This is a genomic window from Pseudomonas gregormendelii (genome assembly GCF_017114825.1).
Classification (GTDB): Bacteria; Pseudomonadota; Gammaproteobacteria; order Pseudomonadales; family Pseudomonadaceae; genus Aquipseudomonas; species Aquipseudomonas gregormendelii.
On the sequence record NZ_JADEVO010000004.1, the window covers coordinates 154,234 to 175,775 of the forward strand.

18 protein-coding genes are annotated in these 21,542 nt (G+C 61.7%); 7 read left to right on the forward strand and 11 right to left on the reverse strand.

What is annotated here, in order from left to right; translation table 11 throughout:
- Positions 1-50: 50 nt before the first annotated feature.
- From miaA to IMW75_RS04855, 5 genes are read right to left on the reverse strand one after another with little or no spacing between them, the layout of a single operon-like run.
- Positions 51-1,022, reverse strand: a complete 972-nt coding sequence (gene miaA / locus IMW75_RS04835) for a tRNA (adenosine(37)-N6)-dimethylallyltransferase MiaA (RefSeq protein ID WP_205892008.1) — start codon at positions 1,020-1,022, stop codon at positions 51-53.
- Positions 1,022-2,932, reverse strand: a complete 1,911-nt coding sequence (mutL, locus tag IMW75_RS04840) for a DNA mismatch repair endonuclease MutL (protein ID WP_045061839.1) — start codon at positions 2,930-2,932, stop codon at positions 1,022-1,024. Before mutL ends, miaA begins: the two co-directional genes overlap by 1 nt.
- On the reverse strand, positions 2,929-4,356 hold the full coding sequence (locus IMW75_RS04845) for an N-acetylmuramoyl-L-alanine amidase (protein WP_045061840.1): 1,428 nt from the start codon (positions 4,354-4,356) through the stop codon (positions 2,929-2,931). Before IMW75_RS04845 ends, mutL begins: the two co-directional genes overlap by 4 nt.
- Complete coding sequence (gene tsaE, locus IMW75_RS04850) at positions 4,357-4,827, reverse strand: tRNA (adenosine(37)-N6)-threonylcarbamoyltransferase complex ATPase subunit type 1 TsaE (protein WP_205892009.1); 471 nt, start codon at positions 4,825-4,827, stop codon at positions 4,357-4,359. It abuts the gene before it with no gap.
- The gene (locus IMW75_RS04855) at positions 4,815-6,314 is read right to left on the reverse strand and encodes an NAD(P)H-hydrate dehydratase (RefSeq protein WP_045061842.1); all 1,500 of its coding nucleotides are present in this window, start codon (positions 6,312-6,314) and stop codon (positions 4,815-4,817) included. The genes tsaE and IMW75_RS04855 overlap by 13 nt, the downstream gene beginning before the upstream one ends.
- 63 nt (positions 6,315-6,377) lie before the next feature.
- On the opposite strand from IMW75_RS04855, the gene queG reads away from it, so the two are divergent.
- Complete coding sequence (queG, locus tag IMW75_RS04860; RefSeq protein ID WP_205892010.1) at positions 6,378-7,442, forward strand: tRNA epoxyqueuosine(34) reductase QueG; 1,065 nt, start codon at positions 6,378-6,380, stop codon at positions 7,440-7,442.
- Between the two features lie 145 nt (positions 7,443-7,587).
- Here queG and IMW75_RS04865 read toward each other — a convergent pair whose 3' ends face one another.
- Both IMW75_RS04865 and orn read right to left on the reverse strand, forming a co-directional pair.
- Positions 7,588-8,199 carry a trimeric intracellular cation channel family protein gene (locus tag IMW75_RS04865; protein ID WP_045061844.1) on the reverse strand — a complete coding sequence of 204 codons (612 nt, stop codon included), beginning with the start codon at positions 8,197-8,199 and terminating at the stop codon, positions 7,588-7,590.
- A gap of 173 nt (positions 8,200-8,372) precedes the next feature.
- On the reverse strand, positions 8,373-8,915 hold the full coding sequence (gene orn / locus IMW75_RS04870; protein WP_045061845.1) for an oligoribonuclease: 543 nt from the start codon (positions 8,913-8,915) through the stop codon (positions 8,373-8,375).
- A 107-nt stretch (positions 8,916-9,022) separates the two neighbouring features.
- On the opposite strand from orn, the gene rsgA reads away from it, so the two are divergent.
- The gene (rsgA, locus tag IMW75_RS04875) at positions 9,023-10,054 is read left to right on the forward strand and encodes a small ribosomal subunit biogenesis GTPase RsgA (RefSeq protein ID WP_045061846.1); all 1,032 of its coding nucleotides are present in this window, start codon (positions 9,023-9,025) and stop codon (positions 10,052-10,054) included.
- A 103-nt stretch (positions 10,055-10,157) separates the two neighbouring features.
- Here rsgA and motB read toward each other — a convergent pair whose 3' ends face one another.
- Both motB and motA read right to left on the reverse strand, forming a co-directional pair.
- Positions 10,158-11,183, reverse strand: a complete 1,026-nt coding sequence (motB, locus tag IMW75_RS04880; RefSeq protein WP_205892011.1) for a flagellar motor protein MotB — start codon at positions 11,181-11,183, stop codon at positions 10,158-10,160.
- A 3-nt stretch (positions 11,184-11,186) separates the two neighbouring features.
- The gene (motA, locus tag IMW75_RS04885; RefSeq protein WP_045061849.1) at positions 11,187-12,038 is read right to left on the reverse strand and encodes a flagellar motor stator protein MotA; all 852 of its coding nucleotides are present in this window, start codon (positions 12,036-12,038) and stop codon (positions 11,187-11,189) included.
- Positions 12,039-12,204: 166 nt separating this feature from the next.
- Between motA and IMW75_RS04890 the strand changes: the two genes are divergently transcribed.
- The 4 genes from IMW75_RS04890 to IMW75_RS04905 all read left to right on the forward strand — a co-directional run bounded on the left by IMW75_RS04890 (position 12,205) and on the right by IMW75_RS04905 (position 17,441).
- Complete coding sequence (locus tag IMW75_RS04890) at positions 12,205-13,743, forward strand: HDOD domain-containing protein (RefSeq protein ID WP_205892012.1); 1,539 nt, start codon at positions 12,205-12,207, stop codon at positions 13,741-13,743.
- Positions 13,744-13,785: 42 nt separating this feature from the next.
- Complete coding sequence (gene rhdA, locus IMW75_RS04895; RefSeq protein WP_045061851.1) at positions 13,786-14,601, forward strand: thiosulfate sulfurtransferase; 816 nt, start codon at positions 13,786-13,788, stop codon at positions 14,599-14,601.
- Between the two features lie 18 nt (positions 14,602-14,619).
- A complete protein-coding gene (gene asd / locus IMW75_RS04900) occupies positions 14,620-15,480 on the forward strand; it encodes an archaetidylserine decarboxylase (RefSeq protein WP_045061852.1) in 861 nt (286 codons plus the stop codon).
- A gap of 182 nt (positions 15,481-15,662) precedes the next feature.
- Positions 15,663-17,441: a molecular chaperone gene (locus tag IMW75_RS04905; RefSeq protein WP_205892013.1), complete on the forward strand. Its 1,779-nt coding sequence runs from the start codon at positions 15,663-15,665 to the stop codon at positions 17,439-17,441.
- Positions 17,442-17,611: 170 nt separating this feature from the next.
- On the opposite strand, the gene serB is transcribed toward IMW75_RS04905, so the two are convergent.
- Positions 17,612-18,826, reverse strand: a complete 1,215-nt coding sequence (gene serB, locus IMW75_RS04910; protein ID WP_045061854.1) for a phosphoserine phosphatase SerB — start codon at positions 18,824-18,826, stop codon at positions 17,612-17,614.
- Positions 18,827-18,961: 135 nt separating this feature from the next.
- On the opposite strand from serB, the gene IMW75_RS04915 reads away from it, so the two are divergent.
- Positions 18,962-20,482, forward strand: coding sequence for an AhpA/YtjB family protein (locus tag IMW75_RS04915; protein ID WP_205892014.1), 1,521 nt, complete (start codon positions 18,962-18,964; stop codon positions 20,480-20,482).
- Between the two features lie 322 nt (positions 20,483-20,804).
- Here IMW75_RS04915 and IMW75_RS04920 read toward each other — a convergent pair whose 3' ends face one another.
- Positions 20,805-21,518 carry a PqiC family protein gene (locus IMW75_RS04920; protein WP_205892015.1) on the reverse strand — a complete coding sequence of 238 codons (714 nt, stop codon included), beginning with the start codon at positions 21,516-21,518 and terminating at the stop codon, positions 20,805-20,807.
- Between the last annotated feature and the right edge of the window lie 24 nt (positions 21,519-21,542).

Below are 21,542 nucleotides of genomic sequence, written 5' to 3' on the forward strand. Positions count from 1 at the left end.
GATGGCTTGTGGCCGTCACACCCCCAAGGATAGACGGCAATTGCAAGGACTCAGCTCAATATGGAGATGGTCCCCAGGTATTTCAAGGCGCGCGGCAGATTGTCGCAATCCAGGCTGTCCAACCAATGTAAGTCAGCCCAGCTGCGCAGCCAGGTGAACTGACGCTTTGCCAACTGGCGCGTAGCAATAATTCCACGCTCCTGCATCTCGGCTTGCGTCAGCTTGCCATCCAGGTAGTCCCAGACTTGTCGGTAGCCTACTGCACGTATAGAGGGCAACCCGGCATGCAGGTCACTTCGTTTACGCAGGGCTACGACCTCGTCAATGAATCCCTGTTCCAACATTAATGTGAATCTTTGTTTAATTCGCTCGTGCAGTACTTGGCGATTCGCCGGGGCAATGGCCAAGTTCGCGACAGTATAGGGCAATTGTTGCCTACCCGAAGCGGCTGCTTCAGTACTTTGCGCAGATTGTTGCAAGCGTAGCGCAGTCATGCTCTGACCGCTCACCCGGTAAACTTCCAAGGCTCGACTAAGGCGCTGGGGATCGTTCGGATGAATACGTGCTGCGGATTCCGGGTCGATGACCGCCAACTGGTCGTGCAGGGCTTGCCAACCCTGGCGCGCAGCCTCTTCCTCGATCTGCGCACGAACGTCGGCGTCGGCCGCGGGCATGTCTGCCAGGCCTTCCAGCAAAGCCTTGTAATAGAGCATTGTGCCACCCACCAGCAGCGGTATTTTGCCGCGGGCGGTGATCTCGGCCATGGCCTCCAGCGCGTCACGGCGGAAATCGGCGGCGGAATAGCTCTGCGCCGGATCGAGAATATCGATCAGGCGGTGAGGGTATTCGGCCAGCAGCTCCCTGGAAGGCTTCGCAGTGCCGATATCCATGCCGCGGTAGACCAGCGCCGAATCAACGCTGATCAGCTCACACGGCAGCACTTTACTGAGTTCGATGGCCAGGTCGGTCTTGCCGGCGGCGGTCGGCCCCATGAGGAAAATCGCAGGAGGGAGCTGGTTCATCAGCGACCGCGCAAGAACAGTTTGTCCAGATCGTCCAGGCCCAGTTGGGTCCAGGTCGGTCGGCCATGATTGCATTGACCGCTGCGCTCGGTGTTTTCCATGTCACGCAGCAGACCGTTCATTTCCGGCAATGCCAGGCGCCGGTTGGCGCGGATGGCGCCATGGCAGGCCATGGTGCCGAGCAATTCATTCAAATGAGCCTGGATGCGGTCACTGGTGCCGTATTCCATCAGGTCCGCCAACACGTCACCGACCAGGCGATTGGCCTCGGCCTGCTTGAGCAGTGCCGGTATCTGCCGGATGGCCAGTGTTTCCGGGCCCAGGCGCTGCAACTCAAACCCCAGGCGCTGGAACCAGGCCTGGTGCTCCTCGGCGCAATCGGCTTCGCGCTGGCTGACCGCCAGGGACTCTGGCACCAACAGCGGCTGGCCACTCAAGCCTTCGCTGGCCATGGCAATTTTGAGGCGCTCGTACATGATCCGCTCGTGGGCGGCGTGCATGTCGACCAGCACCAGCCCCTGGGCGTTTTCCGAGAGGATGTAGATGCCCTTGAGCTGCGCCAGGGCGTAACCCAGCGGCGGAATGTCTTCTTGTCCGGCCGGCAGCGCGGCTGCGTTGGCTTCGGGCAGCGGGGCAAAGAACTCACGGTAGGCCGCCTGCGCTTCAGCTGTCGGCACTGTGGACTGTGGCCGTGGCGAGTATTGATACTGGTAGCCGGCACCCGCGCCCGAACCCGCCGGCGTATTGAACGTCGGCTGGGCCTGGGGTTGCTCCAGCAGCGCGTTGGCCGCCAGGCGCATTTCACCCTGCGGGCCGAACTCGCCGGCATCGATGCCGGTGGGGCGTACGATCGCCGTGGCGACAGGCGCTGCCAGATGATCGTCCGGACGCACATCGCCCAAGGCGCGGTGCAGCGTGCCATAAAGAAAATCGTGAACCATGCGCCCATCGCGAAAGCGCACTTCGTGTTTGGTCGGGTGCACGTTGACGTCAACGCCCGCCGGATCGACCTCGAAGAACAGCACGAAGGTCGGGTGCCGGCCATTGAACAGTACGTCGCGATAAGCCTGGCGCACGGCGTGAGCCACCAGCTTGTCGCGCACCGCACGGCCGTTCACGAAGAAATACTGCAGGTCGGCCTGGCTGCGGTTGAAGGTCGGCAAACCCACCCAACCCCACAGATGCAAGCCGTTGCGCTCGATTTCGATCGGCAGGGCCTGCTCGAGGAAACCCGCACCACAGATTGCCGCCACGCGCCGGGCGCGGGCCGCATCATCGTGCGCCTCATGCAGGCTGAGGATAGTCTTGCCGTTGTGGCGCAGGTGGAATGCCACGTCGAAGCGGGCCAGCGCCAGGCGCTTGATCACTTCCTGCAGGTGATCGAATTCGGTTTTTTCGGTCTTGAGAAACTTGCGTCGCGCCGGCGTATTGAAAAACAGGTCGCGAACTTCCACCGAGGTGCCAACCGGGTGAGCAGCCGGCTGCACGCGGGGCGCCATGTCCCGGCCTTCGGTCTCGACCTGCCAGGCCTGATCGGCGTCGCGGGTGCGCGAGGTCAGGGTCAGGCGCGCCACGGAACTGATCGACGCCAATGCCTCGCCACGAAACCCAAGGCTCATGACCTGTTCGAGGTCTTCCAGGTTACGGATCTTGCTGGTGGCGTGGCGGGCCAGGGCCAGCGGCAGGTCATCCGCCGAGATTCCACGGCCATCGTCACGCACTCGCAGCAGTTTAATGCCGCCCAGCTCGACATCGACGTCAATGCGCCTGGCGCCGGAGTCGAGGCTGTTCTCCAGCAACTCCTTGATCACCGAAGCCGGGCGCTCGACCACCTCACCGGCAGCAATCTGGTTCGCCAGGCGCGGGCTGAGCAGCTCGATACGAGCATCGTTGCCGACGACTGCACTCATTCCTTGGCCGCCAGTTCGGTGCCAGGAATGGTCAGGTGTTGCCCGGCCTTGAGGTCGTCACTTTTCAGGTTGTTCGCGCTGCGCAAGGTGGCCGGGGACACCTGGTAGCGCACGGCAATCATCGCCAGTGTCTCGCCAGGGTTGACCCGGTGATCACGCGGCCCCTGGGCGATCCCACCGGAATCACGCAACCAGGCGATGTAGGTGCCTGGCGGCGGGTTCTGCTGGAAGAATTGGCGTACGCCGCTGCTGATGGAGCGGGCCAGCGCCTGCTGGTGACTCGCCGCGGCGAGTTTCGAAGCTTCGTTGGCATTGGAGATAAACCCGGTTTCCACCAGGATCGACGGGATATCCGGGGACTTGAGCACCATGAACCCGGCCTGCTCCACTCGTTGTTTGTGCAGCGGAGTGACGCGACCGATGTTGCTCAGGACTTTCTGGCCGACGTTCAGGCTGGAGGTCAGGGAGGCGGTCATCGACAGGTCGAGCAGTACGCCAGCGAGCATGCGGTCCTTGTCATCGAGGCTGACATTGCCAGCGCCCCCGATCAGGTCGGAACGGTTTTCGCTATCAGCCAGCCAACGGGCTGTCTCCGAAGTGGCGCCGCGATCAGACAGGGCAAACACCGAAGCGCCGAATGCCGCCGCCGATGGGGCCGCGTCGGCATGGATCGAGACGAACAGGTCGGCGCCTTTCTTGCGGGCAATTTCGGTTCGGCCGCGCAGCGGGATGAAGTAGTCACCGGTGCGTGTCAGTTCGGCGCGGAAGCCTTTCATGCCATTGACCTGACGCTGCAGCTCCCGGGCGATGGCCAGTACCACGTCTTTTTCACGTTGGCCGCGGGAGCCCGAGGCGCCCGGGTCTTCGCCACCGTGCCCGGCATCGATGACCACGATGATTTCCCGCTTGCCAGCCGGGGCTGGCGGCAACTTGACCGGCGGATCGATTGGCGTGACCGGTACCGGCGCCACCTTGGCGACGTTGGTCGGCGCGGGAATAGGCGCGGCATCGGCAGCGTCGTCGAACAGGTCGACCACCAGGCGATTGCCGTACTGGGCGTTCGGCGCCAGGGTAAAGCTCTTGGGAGTCACGGCCTTCTTCAGGTCGATGACCACCCGCAGGTCGGTCGGCGTACGCTGGGCCGAGCGCATGGCGGTGATCGGCGTATTCGCCGAATTGACACTCAATGGTGCACCAAGGGACGCGCCATTGATGTCAATGACCAGTCGATCCGGCGCTGTCAACGTGAAGACACTGTGTTGCACTGGCCCAGACAGGTCGAACACCAGCCTTGTGTTGTCCGGCGCTCGCCACAAGCGAACGCTGTTGACCTTCGATTCGGCCACAGCGTTGACGGTTACCGCCAAAAGCAAAAATCCTACGGCAGCTACCATCGCGCGAAAGCGCATACCTGACCCCATCATTTAATTGAATTCCAATGCCAAAGCGGCACACCAGGACTCGCCACGCGAGCCTTGGGACAAAATTTTCAGCGAACGGCCGCTGTGTTGCGGGCTAATGGTAATGGTCAGGTCGGGCTTTGGCAAAAAGCCTGCACCCTTTTCGGGCCATTCAATAAGACACAACGCGTCATCTTCGAAATAATCCCGTATCCCCAGGTACTCCAGCTCTTCCGGATAGACCAGCCTGTAGAGGTCGAAATGGAAAGCCCGGACCTCGCCGATCTCGTAAGGCTCCACCAAAGTGAAGGTCGGACTTTTTACCGCACCGACATGCCCCAGCCCCCGAATGATTCCCCGTGACAGCGTGGTCTTGCCTGCCCCCAGATCGCCCTCGAGAAAAATCAGACCATGCCCGCCAGTGGTTCGTGCAATGCGCTCGCCAAATGCGCTCATCGCTTCTTCATCAGCCAGGTACAGGTTTACTTCAGACACGGTGCTTGCTCCTCCAACAACTGACGAATGGCCGGGATCAGATCACTGGCCGCCAGCCCACGGCCCGATTTACCTTCTTGCGCACCAGCATTGGCATGCAGCCATACACCCAGGCAGGCCGCGTCGTACGCGTCCATGCCCTGGGCCAGCAACGCACCGACCAATCCTGCCAGTACATCGCCCAAGCCGGCGGTAGCCATCGCCGGATGGCCTTGATGACACAGCGCCAGGCGCCCATCCGGGCTGGCGATCAAGCTGCCGGCGCCTTTGAGAACGACGACAGCTGTATATTTTTTGCTCAACGCGCGGGCAGCAGCTGGGCGGTCCGCCTGGACCTCGGCCGTCGACATGCCCAGCAAGCGCGCGGCCTCCCCCGGGTGCGGAGTAATGATGCAGCCTTTGGGCAAGCTGACGTGCGCCTCGGACAGCAGGTTCAGTGCATCGGCGTCCCAGACTTGCGGCAGCGGTGCGTTGGCAGCGGCCGACAACAGGCTGCGTCCCCAGGCGTCGCGACCCAAGCCTGGGCCGACGACCAGCACAGAGACCTTTTCCAGTATCCCCATCAGCTGGTTCGCGGAGGAAGTTCCCAGCACCATGGCTTCTGGAATCCTGGCCAAAGCGGCGGGCACGTGTTCGCTACGAGTCGCCACGGAGACCATGCCCGCACCACTGCGCAGGGCGCTTTGCGCACTCAGGAGAATAGCGCCGCCGAAGCCCCGATCACCGCCGATAAGCAACACATGGCCAAATTTACCTTTATGTGACGCCGGCGCCCTGGGTGCCAGGCGAGGCAGATTGCCAGTGCCCAGGCGACGAGCGCTGACAGGCGCCCGCCCCAGCAGCTGCGGATCCGCCTGCAGATCGTTGAATACCAACGCTCCTACTTGATCCGCCGCATCGCCGGTGAATAGCCCCAGTTTCAGGCCAATGAACGTCACCGTCAGGTCGGCACGCACGGCGCAGCCAAGGATGCGCCCGGTATCGGCACACAGGCCTGAAGGAATATCCACTGCGACCACTGGCAGGTCGCTGCAATTGATGGCGGCGATTGCACTGGCATAGGGTTCACGTACTTCGCCGCTCAGCCCGGTGCCCAGCAAGGCGTCCAGCACGATGCCACGCAAGCACGACTGCGCATCCCAGGCCTCAATGACGACCTGTTCGGCAACGGCTTCGGCATAAGCCCGCGCCGCATCACCCTGCAGGCGCTGGGGGTCAGCAACAGCCAGCACTCGCACCGACCATCCCGCGCGCCGGGCCAGCACGGCAACCAGATAGCCGTCACCGGCATTGTTACCATGCCCCGCCAGCACGCTCAGTTCGTTCGCCGCCGGCCATTGGCGCACCAGCGCGCGCCAGGTTGCCCGCGCCGCGCGCTGCATCAATTCGAAGCCTGGCGTGCCTGCCGCAATCAGGCTCGCATCAAGCCCACGGACTTGCGCGGCGCTGTACAGCGCGTCGGGTAATTCATCTTTAGTGTGCGGCATGCGTCTTCGGGCTCCGATGTCTGGCAGAATTATACGCACCTCAGCTCCGGTTTCTCTCGCCTCATGCCCGCTATTACTACAGACCTGCCCGCCCTCGCCCAATCCATCAAGGACTGGGGCCGCGAGCTGGGCTTTCAGCAAGTCGGCATCAGCGGCCTCGACCTGGCCGAGCATGAGCAGCACCTGGAGCGCTGGCTGGCAGCCGGCTACCACGGCGAAATGGAATACATGGGCGCCCACGGCAGTAAACGCTCGCACCCGGAACAGCTGGTACCCGGCACCCTTCGAGTGGTTTCCCTGCGCATGGACTACCTGCCGGGTGACACCGAGATGGCCAAGCGCCTGGCACAACCTGAAAAAGCTTATGTCTCGCGCTATGCGTTGGGCCGCGATTACCACAAATTGATCCGTAAACGTGTGCAACAGCTGGCAGAAAAAATTCAGGCGGTCATTGGCCCCTTCGGCTATCGCGCTTTCGTCGACAGCGCTCCGGTGCTCGAGAAAGCGATCGCCGAAAAGGCCGGCCTAGGCTGGATTGGCAAGAACACCCTGGTGTTGAACCGCAAAGCCGGCAGCTACTTCTTTCTCAGCGAGCTGTTCGTCGACCTGCCGCTGCCGGAAGACCCGCCCCACGCCACCGAGCATTGCGGCCGCTGCACCGCTTGCCTGGACATCTGCCCTACCAATGCCTTCGTGGGTCCCTATGTGCTGGATGCCCGCCGCTGCATTTCCTACCTGACCATCGAACTCAAAAGCGCGATTCCCGAAGAACTCCGGCCGCTGATCGGCAATCGGGTGTTCGGCTGCGACGACTGCCAGATGGTCTGTCCATGGAACCGTTTTGCCCGACCATCGGGCGAAAGCGATTTCAAGCCGCGGCACAATCTGGACAACGCTGAACTGGCCGAGCTGTTCATGTGGGATGAAGAAAAATTTCTCGGCAGCACTGAAGGCTCGCCGCTACGCCGGGCGGGTTATGAGCGTTGGCTGCGCAATCTGGCGGTGGGGCTGGGGAATGCACCGTCGAGTATTCCGGTACTGGAGGCGTTGAAGGCTCGGCGCGAGTATCCGTCGGAGCTGGTGCGCGAACATGTCGAATGGGCCCTCAAGCAACATGGACTGCTGTAGGAGCGAGCTCGCTCGCGATGGTCGTCAACGATGACGCTGGGAACCTGGGACCCAGCGGCGCTCTCAGGTTCTTCGCGAGCGAGCTCGCTCCTACAGGAGGCGTTTCAGTCAACGATAACCCGTGCCCCGCAGGCAGGGGGGGGCGTCAGGCTTCGTCGTTATAGACGAACTTGGGCATTTCCCAGTGGAATCGAATCGCCAGCAAACGCAGCAGGAACCCGCCAAACAACGTCACCAGGATGGCCTGCTCGCCGGGCATTTGCAGGTAAATGCACAACATGTAGCACCAGGCTGCGGCGAACGAGACGCTGGCGTATAGCTCGCGGCGGAAGATCAGCGGTATATCGTTGCAGAAGATGTCCCGCAGGATGCCGCCGAACACGCCGGTGATCACTCCGCTGACAGAAGCCACCAACATGCCATGGCCCATTTCCAGGGCGGTCATGCAGCCGATCAGGGTGAAAGCCACCAGACCCACGGCGTCCAGCACCAGGAACAATGAGCGCAAGTGGCGCATCCAGCGTGCCGCAAAGATGGTGAACATGGCTGCGAACGAGGTCAGTACCAGGTATTCCGGGTGTTTGACCCAGGTCAGCGGGTAATGCCCCAGCAGCACATCGCGCACCGATCCACCGCCCAGGGCCGTGACGCAGGCGATCAGCACCACGCCAAACCAGTCCATGCCGCGACGCCCGGCAGACAGGGCGCCGGTCATGGCTTCGGCGGTGATGGCGATCAGGTAGAGCATCAGCAACATGGTGGCGGTCCTTGCAGGAAGGCGCGCAGTCTACTCACTTCGCCGAGGCACCAAAAGAGGGCAAGTGCGGTGCAATCCCCCTTAGGAGCCGCCGCAGGCTGCGATTTTTTGACTTTTCAAGATCAACAGATCGCAGCCTTCGGCAGCTCTTACACAGGGGACGTAGTCCGCAATCAGAACTTGATGAAGTGCTTGCGATAATGCTGCAGCTCGGCGATGGATTCGCGGATGTCATCCAGGGCCAGATGGGTGCTGCCCTTCTGGAAGCTGTCACGCACCTCGGGCGCCCAGCGCGCGGCCAGTTCCTTGAGCGTCGACACGTCGAGGTTGCGGTAGTGGAAATAGCTTTCCAGGGATTTCATGTGCGTATAGAGGAAGCGACGGTCCTGACAGATGCTGTTCCCACAGATCGGCGACTTGCCCTTGGGCACCCACTTCTCCAGGAAGGCAATGGTCTCGGCTTCGGCTTCAGCCATACTGATGCGGCTGTCGCGAACCCGTTGAGTCAAGCCTGAGCCGCCATGCTGACGGGTATTCCACTCATCCATGCCGGCGAGAATTTCATCGCTGTGGTGGATAGCGATCACCGGACCTTCGGCCAAGGTGTTCAAATCACTGTCGGTGACGATGGTGGCCATCTCGATGATGACGTCGGTATCAGGGTTCAGACCGGTCATTTCCAGGTCGATCCAGATCAAATTCTGCGGGTTTTGCATGTGTCGGCTCCTAGGCAATGCTGCGCAGTTTAGCTTAGAGAGGTGGCTGGGCGTGCTAAACTCGCGGCCGTTTTAACTAATCGCTGCATTCTTGATACGGAACACCCATGGCCAAACGCCAACTCAATCGTCGTCAAAACTGGCGCATCGAAAAGATTCAGGGCGAGCGCGCTGCCCGCGCCGCCAAACGCGAGTCCTCGGCTGTCGAGGCACTCGAAGGTGGCGACCTGGGCCCGGAACAGACCGGCCTGGTGATCGCGCACTTCGGTGTACAGGTCGAAGTCGAGGCGCTCGATGGCGATTTGGCCGGCCAGGTATTCCGCTGCCACTTGCGGGCCAACTTGCCTGCGCTGGTAACCGGTGATCGGGTCGTCTGGCGTGCCGGCAACCAGGGCATCGGCGTAATCGTCGCGCAATTGCCGCGCAACACCGAGCTCTGTCGCCCGGACAGCCGTGGCCAGCTCAAGCCGGTGGCGGCCAACGTCGACATGATCGTGATTGTCTTCGCTCCGCTGCCCGAGCCTCACGCCAACCTGATCGACCGTTACCTGGTCGCCGCCGAGCATGCGGGTATTCGCCCGCTGCTGCTGCTCAACAAGTTCGACCTGATCGACGAGCAGAATGCCCCGGCGCTGAATGCCCTGCTGGCGGTCTACCGCACCCTGGGTTATCCGGTGCTGGAAGTCTCTGCGCACCACGGCAATGGCATGGAGCAGCTTCAGCAACAGCTCGATGGGCGCATCAGCGTGTTCGTCGGCCAGTCCGGCGTCGGTAAGTCCTCGCTGGTCAACAGCCTGCTGCCGGAAGTCGACACCCGTGTCGGCCCGCTGTCCGAGCTCTCCGGCCAGGGAACTCACACCACCACCACCGCGCGCCTGTTCCACTTCCCCGGCGGCGGTGAGCTGATCGACTCCCCGGGCATCCGTGAATTCGGCCTGGGCCACGTCAGCCGTGCCGATGTCGAGGCCGGCTTCATCGAGTTCAACGACCTGATCGGCACCTGCCGCTTCCGCGACTGCAAACACGACCGCGAACCGGGTTGTGCCCTGCTCAAGGCCCTGGAAGATGGTCGCGTGCAGCAGCAACGGATGAACAGCTACCGCTCGATCATCGCCAGTCTGCCGGAAAGCACCTACTAAACAGCTGCCCTGCCCCCTCGATACCGAGGGGGTGGGCTCGCTGCTGCCTGCCTGAAACCTGAAACCATTAGACGTCAGATGTTTCTGCAGGGCTTGCCCACGCCTATTGCGCCGGCCCGCCCGGTTTCGGCGCCGCATCCTCGAACAGATTCAACCGCTCGCGAATCTCATGCGCCGGTATCGGCTGCTGGTCGGCCGGCAAGGCATCTGGATCAACCGGAGTGGCCGGGACTTCCCCCGGCGCGCCCTGCCCCTGGGGCAGCGCCCCCGAAGGATCAGCACCTTGCGCCCCTTCAATGGCTTCCTGGGCCTTTTTGGTCAAGACCACTATGTCGATACGGCGATTGACCGGATTGACCGGGTTGACCCGGTCAAACAAGGCCGAAGATGCATAACCGACCACCCGCGCCACCTGCGATTCAGGATAACTGCCCGCTACCAGTGCACGTCGTGCGGCGTTGGCGCGGTTGGCCGAGAGTTCCCAGTTACCAAACTCGCCGCTGCCGGTGTACGGCGTGGCATCGGTGTGGCCACTGATGCTGATCTTGTTCGGTACCGCCTTGATGGTATCGGCCATGGCCAGCAGGATGTCTTCGAAGTAAGGCTTGAGCCGGGCGCTGCCCGAGTCGAACATCGGCCGGTTTTCCGCGTCCATGATCTGGATACGCAAGCCGTTCGGGGTGATCTCGAACAGGATCTGGTCCTTGAATTTCTGCAGCTGCGGGTTCTCGTCGACCTTGTTCTGCAACTCTTGCAGCAACAGTTCCAGGCGCTCTTTCTCGACCTGTTCGGCCATGCCTTCGACCTGTTCGGTATCAATGGTCACCTTGTCCGGCTGCGGCTGGGACTTGACCTCAGGATTGAGCGTGTTCTCCGGCGCCAGGGTCGGCGAGCCGCCCAGATCGATGATGTAGGGCGTGCCACTTTCGGAGAACCCGATAGGGTCCTTGAAGTAGCCGGCGATGGCGATCTTCTGCTCAGGCGTTGCCGTGGACATCAGCCACAACACCAGGAAGAACGCCATCATCGCCGTCGCGAAGTCGGCGAAGGCGATTTTCCAGGCGCCGCCGTGATGCCCGCCGGCTATGCGCTTGACGCGCTTGATGATTATCGGCTGGTTGTTTTCCATGACTCAGCGTCCGCGAACCGCTTGTTCCAGCTCGGAGAAGCTTGGACGGTGCGCCGGGTAAAGGACCTTGCGCCCGAACTCCACCGCCAGCGACGGCGGCATGCCGGAGGCCGAGGCGACCAGCGAAGCCTTGATGGCTTCGTAGACGTTCAACTCTTCCTTGGCATCGTGGGCCAGGGAAGTGGCCAGCGGGCCGAAGAAACCGTAGGCCGCGAGGATACCGAAGAAGGTCCCCACCAGTGCCGCGCCGACGTGCATGCCGATCGCTTTCTGGTCGCCTTCACCCAGGGAAGCCATGGTCACCACGATACCCAGTACCGCAGCCACGATACCGAAACCCGGCATGGCGTCGGCGATGCCGTTGACTGCGTGGGATGGGTGCTCGAGGTCTTCCTTGAGGCTGTAGAGCTCCATGTCGAACAGGCCTTCAAGCTCATGGGGAGCCATGTTGCCGGAGGACATGATGCGCAGGTAATCACAGATGAAAGCGGTCATGCGCTCATCTTTGAGCACAGTCGGGTACTTGGCGAAGATCGGGCTCGCCGCCGCATCTTCGATGTCGCCTTCGATGGCCATCATGCCTTCACGGCGGCTCTTGTTGAGGATTTCGAAGATCAGGCCCAGCACTTCGAGGTAGAAGGCGTGACTGAAACGCGATCCGAACATGCTCAGGGATTTCTTGAGCACGTGCATCGTCATGTAGCCGGGATTGGCCTGCAGGAAGGCGCCGAGCGCCGCACCGCCGATGATCATTACCTCGAAAGGCTGGATCAGGGCGGCAATTTTTCCGTGGGATAGCACGTATCCGCCGAGCACGCTCGCGAATACGACAATGATGCCGATTATTTTAGCCATAGGTAGGAGAGCACTTACTGAGTCGGGTTCAAGGTCATATTCGGAAGTTAAACAATCTCTTCTTCTACTTATCGGCAAAACTGCGCCAGACTATAGCCCGTTCAGGCGAAAAGCCACTTTGGCTCATTCAGCGCGCAGGTAATGCAGACGATGATCACGTCCATCCATGGCTAATGAAACGAACGTTCCAACCCCAAAACCAACGACGCTCGAAGGCTGGATCAAGCTTCTCGACAGCGTCCGGCTGCCCGTACCGCAGGCCAGCCATGACCGGGTATGCCAGGCGATTCGCAACAGCCGCAGCTCACTGCGTGACATCGCCGAACTGATCCAGGGCAGCCCGGCCCTGGCGCTGAGCGTGATTCGTGAAGCCAATCGGCAGGTGCGCAGCGGCCTTGGCGAACCGGCGGAAAACCTGGAAGTGGCGATCAATCGTCTCGGCCTCAAACGCACTGAAGAACTGCTCGCCCGCCTGCCGACGCTGCCCCAGATGCAAATCCCCGCGACCTTGCGCCAGTTGCAGCTGATCAGCCAGCACGCGACCCAGCAGGCCAACGGCTTTTTCGCCAGCCGCCTGGCCCGGCTCTGGCAGGACATCCATTGGGGTAGCCTGCTGTTTCTGTCACCACTATGGCCGATGGCGCTGATCTACCCGCAGTTGCTCGAAGAGTGGGAACGGCGCGTGATTCACAGAGGTGAATCCGCACGCAAGGTCGAACAACAGTTGTTCGGCTTGCGTTTGCTGGACATTTGCCAGGCCCTGGTCGATCTGTGGCGCCTGCCGATCTGGGTGCAGCAGGGTTACCGCCTGTTGCTCAAGGAACAGCGCGAACTGGTCAAGGTGCTGCGCATTGCCCGCGACAGCGACCACCCGTTGCGCCAGCAGAATCGCCTGGATGACGACCCGACCCTGCGTCGCTGGCTCAATCAACCTGCCAACACCGTACTACTGGCCAATGGCCTGGCGCTGTCGGCACAACAAGCCTGGGACAGCCCCCACAGCAGACGCTGGCAGCACCTGACCAGCCTGTACCTGCAATTTTCGATGGACGAGGTACAGCAGCAATTGCACCAGCAGGCTGCCAACAGCGCCCGCTACCATGCCATGCCGGACCTCTGGCACCCGGCGGTCTCACTGATCTGGCCCTGGGACACCCCGCGCCAGCAGGCAGGCTCGCAGCCGACCCCGCCACCGACTGCGCAAGACCTGGCCAAGTGGCGCAAGGTGTGTGCCGAGTTGCTGGTGGAGCCGAGCCGCTTTGCCAATGCGATGCACCTGACCACGTCCGCCAGGGATGCCCTGGTTGCCTGCGGCATGCGCCGGGTGCTGATCCTGATGGCTGATCGCACTCACGCCAATTTACGCGTGCATCAGAGCGCCGGACTGCCCAAGGACGCCGCCAGCCTGAATTTGCTGGTCAGCCAGAGCACCGTGCTGCAACGCCTGCTCGCCCAGCAGGCCCAGGTGCGCCTGACCCCGGAAAATAACGCACAATTTTCCGCATTGCTCCCGGCCAGCCTGCGCACGCTGTTTGGCGGCGAGCATTTGCTGCTGCGTTCACTGGTCAATAATGGCCGGGTGATCATGCTGGTGGTGGCGGACCAGGGTGGTGGACCGTTCTCGGATATCACCGTACAAGCCTTCGGCAAAACCGCGCAGTGCATCGAGAAGGCGCTGCACAGCTTTAGCCACCGTGGCCAATGAGGCTGCGTTACAATCCCCCTTTTTGTGCTCTGGAGACCTCACATGTCTGACTTCTCTGGCTTGGCGCTGGTCATCGAACCCGGCGACCTGCTCGCCCGTCTCGACGCGTGCAATCTGATCCTGGTGGACCTCACCAGCAGTGCCCGCTACGCCCAAGGGCATATTCCTGGCGCGCGCTTTGTCGACCCCAAGCGCACGCAACTCGGCCAGCTACCCGCTCCGGGCCTGATCCCGCCACACGCTGCACTTGAAGCGCTGTTCGGCGAACTGGGCCACCACAAGGATGCGGTGTACGTGGTGTATGACGACGAAGGCGGCGGCTGGGCCGGACGCTTCATCTGGCTGCTCGACGTCATCGGCCACAAGCACTACCACTATCTGGATGGCGGCCTGCTTTCCTGGCTGGCGGATGGCCTGCCGGTCTCGACCGAGGTCCCGGCTTCGGCGGGAGGCCCGGTAAGCCTGACCTTGCACGACGAACCCACGGCCACCCGAGAGTACCTGCAAAGCCGGATTGGCGCCGCCGACCTGGCCATTTGGGACGCGCGCGCCCCGCAGGAGTATTCCGGCGAGAAGGTCCTGGCTGCCAAGGCCGGACACATTCCCGGAGCGATCAATTTTGAATGGACCGCCGGCATGGATCAGGCGCGCAACCTGCGCATCCGTACAGACATGCCGCAAATCCTGGAACAACTGGGGATAACCCCGGACAAAGAAGTTATTACTCACTGCCAGACACACCATCGCTCTGGCTTCACTTATCTGGTGGCCAAGGCGCTCGGTTATCCGCGGGTCAAGGGTTACGCCGGCTCCTGGGGCGAATGGGGCAACCATCCCGACACCCCCGTAGAGATCTAAGGTTTTTAAGGACAGTTAATGAACAAGCGTCTGTTTATCCTCAGCCAATACCTGCTGCCTCATCACTTGCTCTCGCGACTGGCCGGCTGCATTGCCGAATGCCGTGTGCGCTGGTTCAAGAATGCCTTCACCGCCTGGTTCGCCAAGCGCTACCAGGTGGACATGTCCCAGGCGCTGGTCGAAGACCTGACTGCCTATGAACATTTCAATGCGTTCTTCACCCGCGCCTTGAAAGAGGGCGCGCGCCCTCTGGACGAAACGCCGGGGGCGATCCTGAGCCCGGCCGATGGCGCAGTCAGCCAGCTTGGCCCGATCGAGCATGGTCGCGTTTTCCAGGCCAAGGGCCACAGTTTCAGCGTGCTGGAATTGCTCGGTGGCGATGCGGCCAACGCTGCACCGTTCATGGGCGGCGACTTCGCCACCATCTACCTGTCGCCGAAAGACTATCACCGCGTGCATATGCCCCTGGCCGGCACCTTGCGTGAGATGGTCTATATCCCGGGCCGCATTTTCTCCGTCAACCAGACGACTGCTGAAAACGTGCCGGAGCTGTTCGCTCGCAACGAGCGCGTCGCATGCATTTTCGACACCGAGCGCGGGCCGATGGCCGTTGTGCTGGTCGGGGCAATGATTGTTGCCTCGATCGAAACCGTCTGGGCAGGCCTGGTCACTCCGCCCAAGCGTGAACTGAAAACCTTCCGCTACGACGAAGCCGCCCGTGCGCCGATCCACCTGGAAAAAGGGGCGGAATTGGGGCGCTTCAAGCTGGGTTCGACCGCCGTGGTGCTGTTCGGCCCGGACCAGGTGAAATGGGCTGAAGGCCTCGGTGCGCTGTCGCCAGTGCAGATGGGTCAAGCGCTGGGCTTGCCGAAGGCCTGATAACCGGCCTGTCCCGGTAGGAACTGCCGCAGGCTGCGATCTTTTGATGTTAGAAACAAAGTCAAAAGATCGCAGCCTTCGGCAGCTCCTACCAGGGGCGGCGTTGTTTTTGTTACCCGGGATCAAAAGATCACCGCCTGCGGCAGCGCCTATACGGCCTGATTCCTGCTATCGTTTTGGCCATGAATGAGACCACCCCACTCCAGCTGTTACGTGCACCGCTTCCTCAACAGACTCGCCTGTCGTTCTGTGAGCCAACCCCGCGCGATCTCAAGCGCTGGATCGCCAACCTGCCCAAGGCTAACATTGGCGAAACTGCCCGCTTGCTCTATCAGGGCCTGGGCGAACTCAACCAGTTGCTCACTCCCAGTGACAATCGCCTGCAATTGCTCGAGTTGTTGCGACCAGAGGTGTACTACGTCTGCAAACACCTGGAGCGGCACTTCCTGCATCAGGCGATTGTGCTGGACGAGCGCTCGCGCAAGATCGCCAACCTATGCCAGGCATTGCAAAGTCACCTGGCGATTGGCTACAAGCAGATCGTCCTGCGCGTGTCACCGCGCTTCAGCAAGGATCGCGCCCCGCTCTTGACTCAAGCGCTGCAACGGGCGATCCATTGCCTCAACGGGCCGTTGATGCGCGCGACGCAGCTGTATTGCCCGGCGCCGGAAGGCGTCTGGGTGGAGCTGCATCAACTCTACCGAATCGCCTGCTCGCACCAGCTCCAGCGCCAGAATGTGCGCGACGAATTGGCCAGCCAGACGCAAAACCTCAGCATTGAGCAGACCTATATCACGGCGCTGCTGATGGGTGCTGCACGCTGCAATCAACTGCGGCAGAACCAGATTGCCCGTCTCGCCGAAGTGCTGGAGTCATGGAGCTCGCTGATACGCCTGAATCCGGGCCAATCGGTCGAAGGGCTGTTCGCCGTCGCACCAATGCTCGATACCGCTCCGCGCTACCGCTCCAAATTCAGGAGCGAACAGCAGGACGATTTGCTGGCCATTGACACCACCCCGCTGGTGGCGGCCATCGACGCTCATCTACACAAGACCGACTCGGCCCAACCTCTGCTGGTGCCGACGGGTTTGAGCCTGGATACCTTGCAACACCTGAGTGCCGCCTGGGGGCAGACCGCCGAGCGCAGTTTTCAACGCACGGCAAGCCAGGGCCAACTGACCCTGTGCGTCGGCATGAGCGCCCTGCATTTCTATCTGGGTGGCCAGCGCTCGTTCAGTGAGCTGCTGAAAAACCACGGCGGCCGACAGGCGAAATTTTCTGCGCTGTCGTCGGCGACCAAGGGCCAGGACCAATGGAGCCACGCCTTCGACGTGGCGCCGGAGGGCAACACCCACGACCTGCTGCCCTACGAAGAAATCGAATACCCCCAGCTGCAAAACGATGATGGCAATGACACGGCCGACAGCAATCGGCATTTTCCGACTTATGTGTTGCCAGTGGTCAACCACAGCCCGGGAGGCTATTGCCTGGCGTGGCCCGGCGAAGTACCGGCCGAGCTTCAGGCGGGTGAGATGGTCGGCATCGAGGATGTCGCGGGCCAGGGCTGGAGTATCGCGGTGGTGCGCTGGATTCGCCAGGTTCGTGGCGGCGGCACACAAATGGGCATCGAACAGGTTGCACCCTACGCAGAGCCCTGTGGCCTGCAGCTGGTGCGCACCCATGATGATCACAGCCACTACCTGCGCGGCCTGTTATTGCCCGCGATCAGCGCGGTAGACCTGCCCGCCACACTATTGGCCCCGCGCCTGCCCTTTCAGGAAGGGCAAAAGGTGATGATCAACACCAACGGCGAGGAACATCGGGCAGGGCTGGATCGACGGGTGGCGAGTACCAACAGTTTTAATCAGTTCGCTTACCGGTCGTTGGAGGGTGCCAAAAACGACAACGCCGCGGGTGGCGGCGTCGAGGAAGACTTTGATTCTTTGTGGAAGTCGCTTTGAGGTCAGGCATGAAAAATGTAGTGCGGCCATCGCGGGCAAGCCTTGCACCCACAGGTCAGTGATTTTGTAAGATTTTGGTGTGGTCATCGCGGGCAACCTTTGCTCCCAGGTCGGTGATTCTGTGGGAGCAAGGCTTGCCCGCGATGAGGCCTGATCAGGCGGCTAAAGTCTCAGAGCTGCCCATCACGATCCCGAAAGCCCAGCAGATACAGCACACCATCCAGCCCAAGGGTCGAAATCGCCTGCTTTGCCGACTGCTTGACCAGAGGTTTGGCACGGAACGCCACGCCCAACCCGGCGATCGCCAGCATCGGCAAATCGTTGGCGCCGTCGCCCACGGCAATTGTCTGCTCCAGACGCAGGCCTTCCTTGTGCGCCAGCTCCCGCAACAGGTCCGCCTTGCGCTGCGCATCGACAATTGGCTCGACCGCCACGCCAGTCACCTTGCCGTCGACCACTTCCAGTTCATTGGCAAATACGTAGTCGATGCCCAGTTTTGCTTGCAATTGCTTGGCGAAGTAAGTGAAGCCGCCTGACAGGATCGCTGTCTTGTAGCCCAGGCGCTTGAGTTCGGCGAACAGGGTTTCGGCGCCTTCGGTCAGGCGCAGCGAGGCGCCGATCGAATCCAGCACGCTGACGTCCAGCCCCTGCAGCAAGGCCAGGCGCTCCTTGAAACTCGCGCGGAAATCCAGCTCGCCGGCCATCGCCCGCTCGGTGATCGCAGAAACCTGCTCGCCCACACCCGCGGCCTTGGCCAGTTCATCAATGACTTCGGCTTCAATCAGCGTGGAGTCCATGTCGAACACCGCCAGGCGGCGGTTGCGGCGGAACAGCGAATCTTCCTGGAAAGCGATATCGACGTTGAGGTCCTGCGCCACGCTGAGGAACTCGGCCCGCAGCGCCTGCGGGTCGGCCGCTTCGCCACGCACAGAAAACTCGATACAGCCCTTGCCCTTGTCGGCCGGCGTATCCAGCGGCATGCGTCCCGACAAGCGATCGATATGATCGATATTCAGCCCATACTTGGCCGTGATCGAGCTGACGGCCTGCAATTGCTCGGCAGTCACCTTGCGGGTCAACAGGGTAACGATGTGGCGTTTTTTCCCCTGGTTGCCGACCCACTGCTGGTAATCCTCTTCGGAAACCGGCGTGAAACGGACCTGTTGATCGAGCTTGTAGGCCGTGAACAGAATGTCCTTGAGGACGGACTTGCCTTGCTCGGTGTCGGGAATCTCAACCAGGATGCCGAACGACAGGGTGTCGTGGATCACCGCCTGGCCGATGTCGAGAATGTTCACACCACCCTGGGCCAGAACGCCGGTAATGGCCGCAGTCAGACCCGGACGGTCGACTCCCGTGATGTTTATCAGGACGATTTCGCGCAAGGCGCACCCCCGCAAGTGGAAAAAAACCGCATTCTACCCACATTCAGTGACCATCGGGCACCGTGAGCGCTTTGCCGGTCTGGGGCCTGTCGCTATACTGCGCGTCAACTTCACGGACAAAAGAGCCGAGCTCAAGTGAACCGGCCCACGCCAGTAAAAACCGATAACTTCTTTCTGCTGATCTTCCGGGCACTGCGCCATCGCCGTGTACCGATTGCATTACGCATTGCCAGCCATAACGTGATCCTGGTCGCCCTGGCCCTGGTCATCTACGCCTGCGTGATGGGATTGCAGTTCAAGCAGGCCATGCACGAGCAAGCGGATGCGCTGGGTGAAAGCCTGACCACGCAAACCGCCACCTCCGCCACTGAGTTGCTGGTGTCCAATGACATCCTCAGCCTGAATGTGCTGCTCAACAACCTGACCAAGAACAAGCTGGTGGCTCACGCTGCCATCTATAGCGTGGATAACCGCATCCTCGCCGAAGCCGGGCAGCGCCCCAAGCACAGCCTGCTGGGCGAAGCCGAGGGCATGTACCAGAGCAAGATCACTTTCCAGGACGTGACGGCCGGGCAACTGCGCATCAGCCTGGACATGGATCAGTTCCAGCAGCCGATGACCATCAGCCTGCAGAGCATGGGGATTCTCAGTGCCATTCTGCTGGCCTTATCCCTCGCGCTGAGCCTGCGCCTGGGTCGGCACATCTCCACGCCGCTGCTGCAACTGCGCGTGTGGCTGCGCAACATCGACGAATACACCCCGGCCACCGAGCGTCAGGACGAGATCGGCGACCTGGCGCGTCAGCTGCACGCCAACTTCGCCCCGGAGCCCGTTGAACCCGAGCCGGACCCGGAGCCTGAGTACGAAGAGACAGAAGACGAAGACGAGCCTTCTTTCGAGGTGCGCAACCTGCGTGACCCGAGTTTCGACGAAACCAGGCCGGTGGCCGGCTTGAAGCCCGCGCCTCGGCAGATTGTCAGCACTGTCGAAGATGACGACGACGAAGACCCGTTCGCCGACCTGCGTGACGAGGCAGTGGCCAGCGCGCCCAAGCCCGTGGTTAAAGCGCCCGTTTCCAACGTGCCTCAACACAGCGCGGTGCTGGCCGTGCAACTCGGTGCCCAGGATCAACTGCGCCGCCTGCCCCGTACTCGCCTCGAGGAGTTGCTCAAGCGTTATCGCGACTGCCTCGACCAGGCCGCCTCGCTCTACCAGAGCGAGCTGCACACCCTGAACGACGGCAGCACCCTGATGCTGTTCCACACTGAAGACAGCGGCGAAGACTACCTGACCAATGCGATCTGCTGTGGCGATTTGCTGCGCGCACTGGGTCATCAGTTGCAGATCGAAGTGGCCGACTCGGGCATTACCCTGCAACTGCAGCTGGGCCTGACCTTGGGTGACGAGCTGTTCGGTCTGAGCCAGATTGACCTGCTGCTGACCGAATCGGCTCAGGACGCCCTGGCCTTGTCTCAACACAGCCGCAACCTGCTGCTGGTGGAACGCAAGGTCGGCGACGACGTGCTGATCCGCCAGCGCGCGCGGATCCGCCCGATCGCCAGCCCTGAAGGCGCATGCTGCGTGGAGCGTTTGATGGAGCCGTATCCATCGATGCTGGAGCGGCAACTGGCGCGGATGCATGAGCGCCGGGCTTAAGCCCTGATGTGAAAAAGCCCGCAGACAAGTGATTGTCTGCGGGCTTTTTGTTACCCCCGCTGGCGCCATCGCGGGCAAGCCCGCTCCCACAGGGGTTCTGGGTCCACACATTTTCTGTGGACACTGCGGGTCACCGCAGGAGCAGGCTTGCCCGCGAACTGCCCCCTACAGGGTTCTGGGTCTACACATTTCCTGAGGACACCACAGGTCACTGTGGGAGCGGGCTTGCCCGCGAAGAGGCCCCCACAGGCAACATCGATCTCCCAAGACAGACAAAACAAAGCCCGCACAAGGCGGGCTTTGCTCTGGCTTCATTCAGGCCTTAAAACCTGAACACTTCCATATCGGTGCGAATTGGCGAAGCCATCGGGATCTTCGGCTGTTTGTCCTTTTCCGCTGCGGGCGCGGCAGGCTTGGCGGCCGGTTTCTTCGGCCCTTCGGCAACTGGGGGCTGGTTGGCCAGGGGCTTGAGCGCCACCGACAGCTGCTTGGCCAGCCGTTGCAGCAATACGCCCTGGGCCTGGACCTGCGCCGCCGTGCCGCCTGCGTGCTGCTCCTGCAGATGAATGATGCGGTTGTCCCGCACCTGGCCGCGACGGTCGATCAAGCGCCATTGCGCATCGAGGATAGCTGGCTGCGACTCACCCGAATCCAGGCGTGTAATGGTCAACAACACCTGCACATCCGGCGTGAAGCCAAGCGTCGCCGGCGCCAACACCACGCGCTGGCTGTCCAGGTGACCAGACACCTGGCGTAGCAGCAATTGATCGATGTCCGAAGACAGGCTGCCAGCCCAACGACCGTCGGTCGAGGCCTGGAGGCTGCCGTCCGGTTGCCGCTGCAAGAGGGTCTCACGTTGCAGGTAGTCGGCAATTGTCACCGGGCCCAGCAAAACGGCCATGCCGGCACTTTGTGCCGGCTGCACCGGATTACCGCTGTCCAGCTGATACAGCGACACCGGTTGGTGAACGCTGCAACCCGCCAGGCCAAGAACGCCAGCGAGCATCAAGATAAAAGGAAGGCGCAGAGCAGTCATCGTCCCATCCAGGTGGTTGCCACA

What these genes read in the sequence shown, in the direction of transcription:
- asd (WP_045061852.1), top strand. Translation starts at nt 14,620, where the DNA reads ATGAACAAGCGTCTGTTTATCCTCAGCCAATACCTGCTGCCTCATCAC.
- motA (WP_045061849.1), bottom strand. Translation starts at nt 12,038, where the DNA reads ATGGCTAAAATAATCGGCATCATTGTCGTATTCGCGAGCGTGCTCGGC.
- rhdA (WP_045061851.1), top strand. Translation starts at nt 13,786, where the DNA reads ATGTCTGACTTCTCTGGCTTGGCGCTGGTCATCGAACCCGGCGACCTG.
- IMW75_RS04890 (WP_205892012.1), top strand. Translation starts at nt 12,205, where the DNA reads ATGGCTAATGAAACGAACGTTCCAACCCCAAAACCAACGACGCTCGAA.
- IMW75_RS04865 (WP_045061844.1), bottom strand. Translation starts at nt 8,199, where the DNA reads ATGTTGCTGATGCTCTACCTGATCGCCATCACCGCCGAAGCCATGACC.
- miaA (WP_205892008.1), bottom strand. Translation starts at nt 1,022, where the DNA reads ATGAACCAGCTCCCTCCTGCGATTTTCCTCATGGGGCCGACCGCCGCC.
- IMW75_RS04920 (WP_205892015.1), bottom strand. Translation starts at nt 21,518, where the DNA reads ATGACTGCTCTGCGCCTTCCTTTTATCTTGATGCTCGCTGGCGTTCTT.
- orn (WP_045061845.1), bottom strand. Translation starts at nt 8,915, where the DNA reads ATGCAAAACCCGCAGAATTTGATCTGGATCGACCTGGAAATGACCGGT.
- motB (WP_205892011.1), bottom strand. Translation starts at nt 11,183, where the DNA reads ATGGAAAACAACCAGCCGATAATCATCAAGCGCGTCAAGCGCATAGCC.
- queG (WP_205892010.1), top strand. Translation starts at nt 6,378, where the DNA reads ATGCCCGCTATTACTACAGACCTGCCCGCCCTCGCCCAATCCATCAAG.
- IMW75_RS04845 (WP_045061840.1), bottom strand. Translation starts at nt 4,356, where the DNA reads ATGATGGGGTCAGGTATGCGCTTTCGCGCGATGGTAGCTGCCGTAGGA.
- IMW75_RS04855 (WP_045061842.1), bottom strand. Translation starts at nt 6,314, where the DNA reads ATGCCGCACACTAAAGATGAATTACCCGACGCGCTGTACAGCGCCGCG.
- mutL (WP_045061839.1), bottom strand. Translation starts at nt 2,932, where the DNA reads ATGAGTGCAGTCGTCGGCAACGATGCTCGTATCGAGCTGCTCAGCCCG.
- rsgA (WP_045061846.1), top strand. Translation starts at nt 9,023, where the DNA reads ATGGCCAAACGCCAACTCAATCGTCGTCAAAACTGGCGCATCGAAAAG.
- IMW75_RS04905 (WP_205892013.1), top strand. Translation starts at nt 15,663, where the DNA reads ATGAATGAGACCACCCCACTCCAGCTGTTACGTGCACCGCTTCCTCAA.